Annotated in this window: 9 protein-coding genes and 2 pseudogenes; 5 read left to right on the forward strand and 6 right to left on the reverse strand. The window is 65.8% G+C overall.

Annotated features, from left to right (window positions below; translation table 11 throughout):
* Positions 1-5: 5 nt before the first annotated feature.
* On the forward strand, positions 6-437 hold the full coding sequence (locus tag CLG85_RS03100) for a potassium channel family protein (RefSeq protein WP_235865397.1): 432 nt from the start codon (positions 6-8) through the stop codon (positions 435-437).
* Between the two features lie 121 nt (positions 438-558).
* Here CLG85_RS03100 and CLG85_RS03105 read toward each other — a convergent pair whose 3' ends face one another.
* Both CLG85_RS03105 and CLG85_RS03110 read right to left on the reverse strand, forming a co-directional pair.
* Positions 559-675, reverse strand: coding sequence for an entericidin EcnA/B family protein (locus CLG85_RS03105; RefSeq protein WP_095882411.1), 117 nt, complete (start codon positions 673-675; stop codon positions 559-561).
* 51 nt (positions 676-726) lie between these two features.
* Positions 727-2,460: an extracellular solute-binding protein gene (locus tag CLG85_RS03110; protein ID WP_375796893.1), complete on the reverse strand. Its 1,734-nt coding sequence runs from the start codon at positions 2,458-2,460 to the stop codon at positions 727-729.
* Between the two features lie 641 nt (positions 2,461-3,101).
* Between CLG85_RS03110 and CLG85_RS03115 the strand changes: the two genes are divergently transcribed.
* The 3 genes and pseudogenes from CLG85_RS03115 (at position 3,102) to CLG85_RS03125 (ending at position 6,655) form a co-directional block, all read left to right on the forward strand.
* Complete coding sequence (locus CLG85_RS03115; protein ID WP_095882413.1) at positions 3,102-3,875, forward strand: 3-hydroxybutyrate dehydrogenase; 774 nt, start codon at positions 3,102-3,104, stop codon at positions 3,873-3,875.
* Between the two features lie 101 nt (positions 3,876-3,976).
* Positions 3,977-5,213: pseudogene (locus CLG85_RS03120) on the forward strand (putative DNA modification/repair radical SAM protein).
* Positions 5,213-6,655 carry a UdgX family uracil-DNA binding protein gene (locus CLG85_RS03125; RefSeq protein ID WP_095882415.1) on the forward strand — a complete coding sequence of 481 codons (1,443 nt, stop codon included), beginning with the start codon at positions 5,213-5,215 and terminating at the stop codon, positions 6,653-6,655. The pseudogene CLG85_RS03120 and the gene CLG85_RS03125 overlap by 1 nt, the downstream one beginning before the upstream one ends.
* Before the next feature lie 2 nt (positions 6,656-6,657).
* Here CLG85_RS03125 and CLG85_RS03130 read toward each other — a convergent pair whose 3' ends face one another.
* The 3 genes from CLG85_RS03130 to CLG85_RS03140 form a co-directional block, all read right to left on the reverse strand.
* Positions 6,658-7,353 (reverse strand): DUF502 domain-containing protein, encoded by a 696-nt coding sequence (locus CLG85_RS03130; RefSeq protein ID WP_095882416.1) that lies wholly within the window; start codon positions 7,351-7,353, stop codon positions 6,658-6,660.
* A 92-nt stretch (positions 7,354-7,445) separates the two neighbouring features.
* The gene (locus tag CLG85_RS03135; RefSeq protein WP_095882417.1) at positions 7,446-8,363 is read right to left on the reverse strand and encodes a pseudouridine-5'-phosphate glycosidase; all 918 of its coding nucleotides are present in this window, start codon (positions 8,361-8,363) and stop codon (positions 7,446-7,448) included.
* Complete coding sequence (locus CLG85_RS03140; RefSeq protein ID WP_260348415.1) at positions 8,360-9,253, reverse strand: PfkB family carbohydrate kinase; 894 nt, start codon at positions 9,251-9,253, stop codon at positions 8,360-8,362. Before CLG85_RS03140 ends, CLG85_RS03135 begins: the two co-directional genes overlap by 4 nt.
* Before the next feature lie 116 nt (positions 9,254-9,369).
* Here CLG85_RS03140 and CLG85_RS03145 point away from each other — a divergent pair, with 116 nt between their 5' ends.
* Entirely contained in the window at positions 9,370-10,380 is a 1,011-nt protein-coding gene (locus CLG85_RS03145; RefSeq protein WP_095883210.1) for an NADP-dependent oxidoreductase, read from the forward strand.
* Between the two features lie 309 nt (positions 10,381-10,689).
* On the opposite strand, the pseudogene CLG85_RS03150 reads toward CLG85_RS03145, so the two are convergent.
* Positions 10,690-11,001: pseudogene (locus CLG85_RS03150) on the reverse strand (hypothetical protein); the annotation flags it as partial.
* Positions 11,002-11,301: the final 300 nt, after the last annotated feature.

An 11,301-nucleotide genomic window follows, 5' to 3' on the forward strand; every position in this document is an offset into this window, starting at 1 on the left:
TGGGCATGTGGGCGCAGATCGCACTGGGAACGGGGCTGCTGTGTCTCTGCGCGGGGCTCCAGATCTGGATCGTCGCCCGCACCGCGCCCCGGCTGCTCGGCGCCATCGCGCGGATCGGAGTGCGCGGCGGGCCGCTGCGACTCTTCGGGCTGATATGCGCGGCCTTCGGGGCCATGGTTATGGCGCATACGCTGCAAATCTGGCTGTGGGCGGCGAGCTTTCGCCAGCTCGGCGCTTTCGAGACCCTGCCCGAGGCCTTCTATTTCGCCGTGGTGAGCTACACGACGCTGGGCTACGGCGACATCACGCTGGGCGAGGGGCTGCGGATCTACGGCGCCTTCGCGGCGATCACCGGGCTGCTGACCTTCGGGGTGAGCACCGCCTTCCTGCTGGCGGTGCTCACCCGGCTCCATCCGGTGCTCGGCGAAGAGCCCTGAGGGAAAAGCGGCACGACGTGCCGAGCCGGAGGCCTTACGGGGGCGCTGCCCCCGGTCCCCCGGGATATTTCCGCCTAGAAGAACGCGCCTGCCTTGCGCGGTGGCGCGGCCGGGCGGCTGGTCAGAACCAGCTGTCGACGGTCCGCGAGGCGCGCGAGACGTCCTGGCCGAAACCGTCGACGGTGCCGCAGGCGGCAAGCGGGGCGGCCAGGAGGGCGAGAAGGAAGAGGCGTTTCATACTGTCTGCTCGTCGTTTGTTGGTCTTGTCAGTCTTTTGGATCAGGCGAAATCAGTTCTTTTCTTCCCACCACCAGGCGTTCGGCTGCCAGTCGATCCAGTCGCCGTAGACCGGCGTCGGCTCGGCAAATGTCAACTGCTTGGCGTGGGCGATCCAGCTCTGATTCCACTCATAGGTGGGGATCACATATCGGCCAGCGGTGAGCACCCGGTCAAGCGCATGGGTGGCGGCGAGGAACTCCTCGCGGCTGGTGGCGGTCAGCAGGTCCTCGATCAGCGCGTCGACCGCCGGGCTCTTGATGCCCATGAGGTTGCGCGAGCCCTGCTGGTCGGCGGCGGCGCTACCCCAGTAGAGCCGCTGCTCGTTGCCCGGAGAGAGCGAGATGCCGCGGCGGAACCAGGTCATGTCGAAATCGAAGGAGGCGCTGCGGGCGTTGAACTGCGCGGAGTCGACCGTATCGACCCGCACCTTGATGCCGAGCCGTTCCAGCGCCTGCACGTAGATGTCGATCATCGAGCCGGCCTCGGTCTCGCCCTGCGGCAGCAGGATGTCGAACTGGAAGGGCTGGCCCTGCGGGTCCATCATCGTCCCGTCCTGCACCGCGTAGCCGGCCTCCTGCATCAGGTCCATCGCCTTGCGCAGCCCCGAGCGGTTGCGGGCCGAGCCGTCGCCCTGCGGCAGCTCGTAACCTTCGAGCGTGCCCGGAAGCAGGCTGTCGGCGAAGGGCTCCAGCAACTCTTTGACGCGCCCACTTGCGGGGCCGTGCTGCATGGCGAGCTCGGAGTTGGAGAAATAGGAGGTGATCCGCGGCTGGCGCCCGCCGGTCAGCGTTTCGTTGATGTACTCGAAGTTGAAGAGCTGGATCATCGCCTCGCGCACGCGCCAGTCGTCGAATCCGGGGCGGCGGGTGTTCATCACGAAGCCGGTCATCCCCGAGGGCCGGCCGTGCGGGATCACCGATTTCACCACCTCGCCCGATTGCACCGCGGGGAAATTGTACTGGCTCTCCCATTTCTCGGAGTTCAGTTCGCGGTTCGAGTTCAGCAGTCCCGCCTTGAAGGCCTCGAACATGGCGGTGCCATCGCCGAAGAACTCCATGCGCACCTCGTCGAGGTTGGCCTGGCCCTTCATGAAGGGCACGTCCTTGCCCCAGTAGTCGGGATTGCGTTTGAGCGAGACGTAGCGGCCTGCCTCGAAGCTGTCGACGACATAGGGCGCGGTGGTGATCGGCACCACGTCGAGCCCGGAGGCGGCAAAATCCTTGCCTTCCCACTGCGCCTTCTTGAGGATCGGGCGCATGCCGACGATCAGCGCCAGCTCGCGGTCCTGCACGTTGAAGGTGAAGCGAAGGCTGTGCTCGCCGGTCTGCTCGATGCTCTCGATGCGGCTGTAGGTGCCCTGGTAGCGCGGGTGACCTTCGGTGCCGAGAGTGTTGAAGCTCCAGATCACGTCCTCGACCGTCACCGGGGTGCCGTCGGAGAATTTCGCCTCGGGGCGCAGCGTGTATTCGACCCAGTCGCGCTCGGGCGAGGTCTCGACGGTTTCGCAGATCAGGCAATAGAGCGTGAAGGGCTCGTCCCAGCTGCGGCCCATGAGCGATTCATAGGCCAGGAAGCGCAGCTGCCAGGGCACCGAACCCTTGAGGATATGCGGGTTGAGGCTGTCGAAGCTGCCGACCTCGCCGGTGACGATGCGGCCACCCTTGGGCGCCTCCGGGTTCACGTAGGGCAGGTGATCGAAGTCCGCGGGCAGGGCGGGCTCACCATACATGGCAATGCCATGCATGGGCTCCGCGCTTGCGGCGATTCCCGAAAAAAGCGCCAGCGCGGTGAGCGCGGGCCGGATGGGAGAATATCTGAAATGAATCGCGGCCATCGTCGAAATCGTCCTGCTCTGCCCTTGTTTTCTTGGTTTTCGACCCTACCGGGGCTTTTACGTCTTTTCAAACTTTTAGGTTGGACTCCGGCAGCAAAGCGCGTATAAAGACATCACTGCTCGATAGGTTTCTTGCCTGTATGAAACCTGCCTCAATGACTGAACGCCGGCTTCGTGCCGGCGTTTTTTTTTGGTTTTTCGCGCTCTTCCGGGAAGAACCTGTCATTCGGCGCCGCCAAATTCCTCGAATCCGACCTGCCAAATTTTGGCGTTCGCGGGGCCGCTTTGCGTCGGCATCGCTATTGAAGATTTGGACGTATGCGTCGGTGTGCGACGGTGCGCCGAGCCATACAGGGCAGGGCGCGGCTTGCATAGGGGGGGCAGGCCGGGTTCCGGCCTACGAATCCGTGATGACGTTGCGAACACGGGCTTGCAGCTTCGCGCGGGATGACCGAGCAATGGCGAGGGACCGGAACCGGGAGGCGTGGTCATCCCGTTCCCCACGCAGGCGGCAAGCCATGTCGGTGCCGCAAGAAACGAGGAGTTTTCGCATGTCACTCAAGGGCAAGACGGCAGTCGTCACCGGATCGAACTCGGGCATCGGGCTCGGCGTTGCGCGCGAGCTGGCGCGGGCCGGGGCATCGGTGGTGCTGAACTCGTTCACCGACCGGGACGAGGATCACCAGCTGGCCGCGGACATGGCCAAGGAGTTCGGCGTCGAGGTGCGCTACATCAAGGCCGACATGTCCAAGGGTGACGAGTGCCGCGCGCTGGTCGAACAGGCCGGGGCCTGCGACATCCTGGTGAACAACGCCGGGATCCAGCACGTCTCGCCGATCGATGAATTCCCGGTCGAGAAATGGGACGCGATCATCGCGATCAACCTCAACTCGGCGTTCCATACGACCGCCGCGGCCCTGCCGATGATGCGCAAGGCGGGCTGGGGTCGGGTGATCAACGTCGCCTCGGCGCACGGCCTGACCGCCTCGCCATTCAAGTCGGCCTATGTGGCGGCCAAGCACGGCATCGTCGGCATGACCAAGACGGTGGCGCTGGAGACGGCGCGCGAGGATATCACCTGCAACGCCATCTGCCCGGGCTACGTGAAGACCCCGCTGGTCGAGGCCCAGATCCCCGACACCGCCGCCAAGTACAACATGACCGAGGACGAGGTGATCGAGAAGGTCATCCTCGAACGCCAGCCCTCGAAGGAATTCGCCACCACCGAGCAGATCGGCGGCACGGCGGTCTTCCTATGCTCCGACTTTGCGGCGCAGATCACCGGCACGACGATCTCCGTCGACGGCGGCTGGACCGCGCTCTGACCCGGCGCTGACATCGCGGGCGGGGACACTTCGGCGTGAGCCGGGTGGCCCCGCCCGAGTCCGGCATTGATCGGGCATCCATGTGAACATATCATGAACACATGGCAAGAATGACCCTCGATCAGAAGCTCGCGATTCTCTCGGACGCGGCGAAATACGATGCATCCTGCGCCTCGAGCGGGGGGGCAGACGCGCGACTCGCGCGACGGCAAGGGAATCGGCTCGACCACCGGCTCGGGCATCTGCCATGCCTATGCGCCGGACGGGCGCTGCATCAGCCTGCTGAAGATCCTGATGACGAACTTCTGCATCTACGATTGCGCCTATTGCGTGAACCGGGTGAGCAGCAACGTGACGCGCGCCCGTTTCACCCCCGAGGAGGTCGTGACGCTGACGCTGGAGTTCTACCGGCGCAACTATATCGAGGGGTTGTTTCTGTCTTCCGGCATCATTCGCAGCCCCGACGAGACGATGTCAGACATGGTGCGGATCGCGCGGATGCTGCGGACGGAGCATCATTTTCGCGGCTACATCCACCTCAAGACCATCCCCGATGCGGCGCCCGAGCTGATCGCGGAGGCGGGGCTCTACGCCGACCGGCTGTCGATCAACGTCGAGCTGCCCACCGATCGGGCGGTGAAGGACTATGCCCCCGAGAAGGATCCGGCGCAGATCCGCCGTGCCATGGCCGACGTGCGTCTCAAGCGCGAGGCAGGCAAGGAGCGCAGTTTCAGCGGCAAGCGCCCGCCGCGCTTTGCCCCCGCCGGGCAGTCGACGCAGATGATCGTCGGCGCGGACGGGGCGGATGACACCACCATCCTGCGCACCTCGACCCGGCTCTATTCGGGCTACAAGCTGCGGCGGGTCTACTACTCGGCCTTCTCGCCAATCCCCGATGCCTCGGCCGCACTGCCGTTGATCAAGCCGCCGCTGATGCGCGAGCACAGGCTCTACCAGGCCGACTGGCTGCTGCGCTTTTACGGCTTCGACGTCGAGGAAATCGCCTCGGCCACGCGCGGTGGGCACCTTGACCTCGAGGTCGATCCCAAGCTCGCCTGGGCGCTGGCAAACCGGCATCTCTTTCCGCTCGACGTGAACCGGGCCGAGCGCGAGATGCTGCTGCGGGTGCCGGGGCTGGGGACCAAGACCGTGGCGCGGATCCTTACGACCCGGCGCCACCGCACGCTGCGCTATGATGACCTGCGGCGGATGGGCGCCAACCTCAAGCAGGCCAAGCCGTTCATCACGCTGCTTGACTGGCGCCCACGCGCGCTGAGCGATGCCGCCGACCTGCGCGCCCGCTTCGCGCCGCCCCCAGAACAGCTCTCGCTCTTCTGATGCGGCGCGTCACGCTGCCCGAGATCGGCACCTTCGAAGCCTGGCGGGACGAGGCGCGGGCTTTGCTGGGGGCAGGCATCCCGCCCGAGGAGGTGCTCTGGCAGCGCGGGCCCGGCGCCGATGACCTCTTTACCACCGACCCGCCGCAGATCACCGGCGGTCCGACCACCGTGCCGCGCGGATTTGTCGACCTGGCGCGGCTGGTCGTCTGCCACAGTGACCCCGAGCGCTTCGCCCGGCTTTACGCGCTGCTCTGGGCGCTCCGGGACGACAGGCGCCTGCTCGAAGACCGGGGCGATCCGCGTGTCGGCAAGCTCGCCCGCATGGCCAAGGAGGTCAGCCGCGACCGGCACAAGATGACCGCCTTCGTCCGCTTCCGCGAGCTTGAGGCGCCGGGGACGGACCGCCGCCGCTTTGCCGCCTGGTTCGAGCCGAGCCACCACATCCTCGAGCTGACCGCGCCGTTTTTCGTCAAGCGTTTCGGGGATATGGACTGGGCGATCTTCACCCCCGATCTCTCGGCACATTTCGAGGATGGCGCGCTGCGGTTCACGCCAGGGGCGCCCAGACCCGATCTGCCGCAGGACGCGACCGAGGATCTCTGGCGCACCTATTTTCGCAATATTTTCAATCCCGCACGGCTGAAGCCCAAGGCGATGCAGGCGGAGATGCCGAAGAAATACTGGCATAACATGCCCGAAACGCAACTGATCCCCGAGCTCATCGCCACCGCCGAGACCCGCGCGCGGCAGATGGCGGAGGCGGCACCAACGCTTGCACCCACACGTGCAGGAACGATCAGCGCGCGCCTGCGCCTGCCCACGACCGGGATGCCAGAGGATGTCGGCGATCTTACTGCGGCGCTCGCTGGCTGCCGGCGCTGCCCGCTGTGGCAGGATGCGACACAGCCGGTGCCCGGCGAGGGACCGTTGGATGCCCGACTGATGATCGTCGGCGAACAGCCCGGGGATCGCGAGGACCTGGAAGGGCGACCCTTCGTCGGCCCGGCGGGCCAGCTCTTCGACAGCGTCGCGCAGCGGGTCGGGCTCGACCGGGACGCGACCTATGTCACCAATGCGGTCAAGCACTTCAAGTTCACCCCGCGCGGCAAGCGGCGGCTCCACCAGGCGCCGAACAGCGGCGAAATCCGGCACTGCCGCTGGTGGCTGGACCTCGAGCGAAGCCGGGTGAAACCGCAACTGATCCTCGCCATGGGCGCGACGGCGTTGGAAAGCCTGACCGGAGATCGCCGCGGGCTGATGGCCCGTCGCGGCGGGATTGAACGCACCGAGGACGGAACCCCGGTGCTGGTCACCCTGCATCCGTCCTATCTCCTGCGCATTCCCGCCGCGGAGCGCGCGGCGGCCGAGGCGCTCTTCGAGGCGGACCTGAGGCTTGCGGTGCGGGAACTGGCCGCCCTTGCGGAGCGGCCGGACCGCTGATTTCAGCTGGCGCGGCGCACCGGCTCGACCTTCGGCTTTTCACCCGTTCTATCGGGCGGGTAGACGAGCCCGGCGGAAATCACCAGCTTGGCGGCGTCCTCGATGCTCATCTCCAGCTCGACCACGTCCTCGGCGGGGAAATAGAGCAGGAAGCCCGAGGTCGGGTTCGGTGTCGTCGGCACGAAGACCGAAACCAGTTCTCCCATCACCTCCGAACGGGCGAGAATCTCGCCCTTGGCCTGGGTCGAGATGAAGCCGATCGCCCAGATGCCCTTGCGCGGGTACTGCACGAGGCAGGCCTTCTCGAAGTTGCTCTCGGTCTGCGCAAAGACCGTCTCGGCGATCTGCTTGATGCCAGAGTAGATCGAGCGCACCACCGGGGTGCGGTCCACAAGCGTTTCGGCAAAGCGGATCATCGAGCGGCCGATCAGCCCCTTGGCCACCCAGCCCACGAGGATGGTGAACACGAGGAAGAAGATCACGCCGACGCCGCGCAGGTTGATGCCGATGTATTCCTCGGGATTGAAACGCTGCGGCACCAGCGGCAGCACGAAGCCGTCGACCCAGCCGAACAGGGTCCAGATCAGCCAGATCGTCAGGCCGACCGGGGCGATGACCACCAGCCCGGTCAGGAAGCTCGCCCTGAGGCTCGCGAAGATGCCGGGGCGGCGGGGCTTGTCGTCGAAGGGCGTGTTCATTCTTGTTCCGGAGACAGAGGTGTTCCGAAACAAACTAGGGTCTCGCGCGCCGCTTCACAATGGGCGCGCGAGACTGTGATCTACGCTGTGGTTTACGTAGCGGGCAGGGCGCTCATTTCCGCCGCGATGGCGGCGCCAAGGCGGGCGTTGTTCAGCACCAGCTCGATGTTGCTCTCCAGCGAGCGGCCCTCGGTCAGCTCGAAGATCCGCTGCAGCAGATAGGGCGTGACGGCCTTGCCATGGATGCCATGCGCCGTGGCATCTTCCATGGCGCGGGCGATGATCGGCATCATCGTCTCGCGCGGGATCTCGGCGGCTTCGGGGATCGGATTGGCGACAAGCTGGCCGCCGGGCAGGCCGAGCGCGCCGCGCATCCGGTGCGCCTCGGCGATCTGCTTTGCCGTGTCGAGCCGCAGCGGAGCGGCGATCCCGGCCTCGCGCGACCAAAAGGCCGGGAGCTGGTCCTGACCGTAGGCAATCACTGGAACGCCAAGTGTTTCAAGCACCTCCATGGTCTTCGAGAGGTCAAGGATGGCCTTAGCCCCGGCGGCGATCACGGTCACCGAGGTCTGCGCCAGTTCCTGCAGGTCGGCGGAGATGTCGAAGCTCTGCTCGGCGCCGCGGTGCACGCCGCCGATGCCGCCGGTGGCGAAGACCTCGATGCCGGCCAGGCGCGCCGCGATCATCGTCGCCGCCACGGTGGTCGCACCGGTGCCACCACGGGCCATGCACACGGCCATGTCGGCGCGCGAGAGCTTCGCCGCGTGCTTGGTCTGCGCCAGCGCCTCGAGCTGCGCGTCGTCGAGGCCGACGCAGAGCTTGCCCTCGAGCACCGCGATGGTCGCCGGGGTGGCGCCGCCGTCACGGATGGTCTGCTCGACCTTGCGCGCCATCTCGAGGTTCTGCGGCCATGGCATGCCGTGGGTGATGATGGTCGATTCCAGCGCCACCACGGGCCCTCCCTTGGCGAGGGCGTCGGCGACGGGGGCGGAAAGATGCACGAGGGTCATGAAGTCACGTCTCCGGATACGTAGGTTGCGGCGGCAGCCAGCGCTTCATCCAGCGCGCTGGCGCGGTCGACGCCGCGCAGTTCGGCGGCAATATGTGCCGCCATGAAAGTGTCACCCGCACCGGTCACCCGGGTGACCAGCACTTCGGGCGGGCATTCCGAGATCACCCCCGCGGCGGAGGCGTCTGAAGCGGGCTGGCCGCCATTGGTCACCAGCGCCCGAGAGGCACCACGCGCCACGAGGGCGGCGGCCGCGGTGGCAGAGTCGTCGAAGTTCTGCATGCAGAGCAGCCCGGCCTCTTCGAGGTTCACGTAAAGAACCCCTCGGCCCGCCCGCAGGAAGGGGGTCAGCCGCTCGGCCTTGCCGGGGCTCGCCGGCGCGATGCGCAGGTCGGCGGCGGCAAAGGCGGGCAGGCGGAGGATCTCTTCCAGCAGGCCCAGCGTCAGGTTGCCGTCGAGCGCGACCGGTCCGGCCCAGGGAGCCTCGGCGCTGCCGAGCGGACCGTCGATCAGCGGCGACAGGATGCGGGCCCCGGATTGCTCCAGCGAATGGGCGTCGGCGATCGCCGCGATCAGCCCGTTCGCACCTTCCACCGCCATATACATGTCGGTCGGCAAGTCCTCGGAACGATAGAGATATTCCGTGATGCACCCGAGCCGTTCGCAGGCGTCCACCAGCTCGTGACCGTTTGGATCCTGACCGACCGCGCTCAGCAGACCCGGGGTCAGTCCGAAGCGGGTGAGGGTCATCGCGATGTTCATCGCCACGCCTCCGGGCAGGCGGATGATGCGCCCGGGCACATCGGAGCCCTGACGCATGTGACTGGCGGAGCGGCCGATCACGTCCCAGAGGACGGAGCCGATGCAGAGGATATCCGGAGTGCTGCTCATCCTGTCCTTGTGACCGAGCCTCCGGGCCGGGGCAAGAGGATTGATGCAGCGCCCTCCGGCTGTTACGCCATCGGCGAAAAAAGCGCAAAGCGCCGGAGTGTCAAGGGAGACGGGCCATGATGAACCGCAGATGGGTGCTGGACCATTACCCGCAGGGCGCGGCGACGAAAGACATCTGGAGGCTCGAAGACGCTCCGATCCCGGACCTTCAACCCGGCCAGATCCTGGTGAAGACACGCTGGCTCTCGCTTGATCCCTACATGCGCGGACGGATCGCGCCCGGCGCCAATTACACCGCCGGTGTTGCGCCGGGAGACGTCATGCAAGGCGGCGGTATGGGTGAGGTCATCGCTTCGGCGCACCCTGGATGGAAGGTCGGCGATCTGGCCGAGAGCATGGAGATGGGCTGGCAGACCCACGCCGTGCTGAGCCCCGATCTTCCCGGCGCAAAGGCCACCAACCGCGTGCCCGAAGACATTCCACCGCAGGCGGCGCTCTCCTGGCTCGGCATGCCCGGGCTGACCGCCTATGTCGGCCTGACCGAAATCGGGCGCCCGCTACCGGGCGAGACCGTGGTTGTCTCGGCGGCCTCCGGCGCCGTCGGACAGCTTGTCGGACAGATCGCCAAGCTCATGGGGGCCCGGGTCGTCGCCATCGCGGGAAGCGACGAGAAACTGAGCTATTGCGAGGAGCTTGGCTTCGACATCGCGATATCTCACCGCGACCCGGAGATGGCGGAAAAGCTCGCCAAGGCTTGTCCGGAGGGGGTCGACGTCTTCTGGGACAACACCGGCGGGGTGATCCACGACACGGTTCTGGCGCAGCTTGCAACTCGTGCGCGAGTTGTCGTCTGCGGTCGGATCGCCGTGGTGGACAAACCTGCAGGGGAAGACATCGGCCTGCGTTCCAGCGCGCGGTTGATCGTAACGCGGGCGCGGGTCGAAGGTCTCGTGGTCTTCGACTGGTGGCACAAGCGAACCGAGGCGATCAGGCATCTGCAGCAATGGCATGCCGCGGGTCACATCCGCTATCGCGAGGATGTGCTCGAGGGGTTCGAGCGTATGCCCGAGGCGTTCCTGCGGATGATGAGCGGCGCGAACATAGGCAAACAACTCGTTAAAATATAGAGAAAAGTCTTGATCATGCGACCAGCTCGGCCAGTGACCAGCGCGGCGCCGCGGGGGGACTTTGGGACTTCGTCCAGTCACGGGGGCTGCTGAAGCCCGCGCCATATTGTGACCTCACTGTTGCAACCAAGGTGAAATGTCAGCGCGACTACAAAGCGGGAATGTCTCACCGAGGGTGGAGAAGGATGGCCGGGCAGGGCGAAGACCCCACATATCGCAGCCCTGATCGGCCATGCGTTCAGAGCCGGAAACCTTGCGTATCAAAGCGCTTCTCGGAGGCTCGCCAGGCAAGCCTGTCGGCGAAATGCTGAAGATGCTCTCATAGTCCATGAACTCCGGGTGCATCAGCGTGCTGGTGGCGTCGTCGATAAAGGCGAGCAACGTGCAGGCCGGACCGCGTTCCTCGAACCAGGCGTGATCAGAGCCGTCGATCTGCACGAACTCGCCATAGCAGTCCCAGCGCCGGCGCAGCTGGTGAAACGTTCTGCGCTGCTTGTGAACCTGCCTTCGGCTCAGGCCCGGGACCGAGGCTGCCACCACCGCAGACATCCGGCCTTGCACCACATCACTGAGGACTTCGATCCGGTTCAGCTCGCGCTCGCTCATGACCACCAATCCCACGGCCGCACTCCAATCCTGCCCAACCAGGGGAATGTGACACTTCAGCTTTGCTCATGTGAGACATTCTAATTTGCCCCGTGAACTCACGCCGAAGCGCAAAGTCTGATTTCCTATTCCATGTCGGTCGGTTCTGGATATCCACGCGCTTGGCTTCGAAGACCTCGGCAGGCGTTCGGTAGCACAGGCATTTCCGGGGCGTCGCGTTGACGCGCTGGCAAATCGACCTCAAGTATCGATTTGTCAGTGGTCGCCATCGGATGCGCCATCGGTCCGAGCGACGATGGCGACGGCTCGGTCGAG

This window comes from Alloyangia mangrovi, from assembly GCF_002300555.2.
Lineage (GTDB): Bacteria > Pseudomonadota > Alphaproteobacteria > Rhodobacterales > Rhodobacteraceae > Salipiger > Salipiger mangrovi.

Bases quoted from the DNA above. Each gene is read 5' to 3' on its own strand.
- CLG85_RS03100 (WP_235865397.1), top strand. From the start codon at position 6: ATGTGGGCGCAGATCGCACTGGGAACGGGGCTGCTGTGTCTCTGCGCG.
- CLG85_RS03105 (WP_095882411.1), bottom strand. From the start codon at position 675: ATGAAACGCCTCTTCCTTCTCGCCCTCCTGGCCGCCCCGCTTGCCGCC.
- CLG85_RS03110 (WP_375796893.1), bottom strand. From the start codon at position 2,460: ATGCATGGCATTGCCATGTATGGTGAGCCCGCCCTGCCCGCGGACTTC.
- CLG85_RS03115 (WP_095882413.1), top strand. From the start codon at position 3,102: ATGTCACTCAAGGGCAAGACGGCAGTCGTCACCGGATCGAACTCGGGC.
- CLG85_RS03125 (WP_095882415.1), top strand. From the start codon at position 5,213: ATGCGGCGCGTCACGCTGCCCGAGATCGGCACCTTCGAAGCCTGGCGG.
- CLG85_RS03130 (WP_095882416.1), bottom strand. From the start codon at position 7,353: ATGAACACGCCCTTCGACGACAAGCCCCGCCGCCCCGGCATCTTCGCG.
- CLG85_RS03135 (WP_095882417.1), bottom strand. From the start codon at position 8,363: ATGACCCTCGTGCATCTTTCCGCCCCCGTCGCCGACGCCCTCGCCAAG.
- CLG85_RS03140 (WP_260348415.1), bottom strand. From the start codon at position 9,253: ATGAGCAGCACTCCGGATATCCTCTGCATCGGCTCCGTCCTCTGGGAC.
- CLG85_RS03145 (WP_095883210.1), top strand. From the start codon at position 9,370: ATGATGAACCGCAGATGGGTGCTGGACCATTACCCGCAGGGCGCGGCG.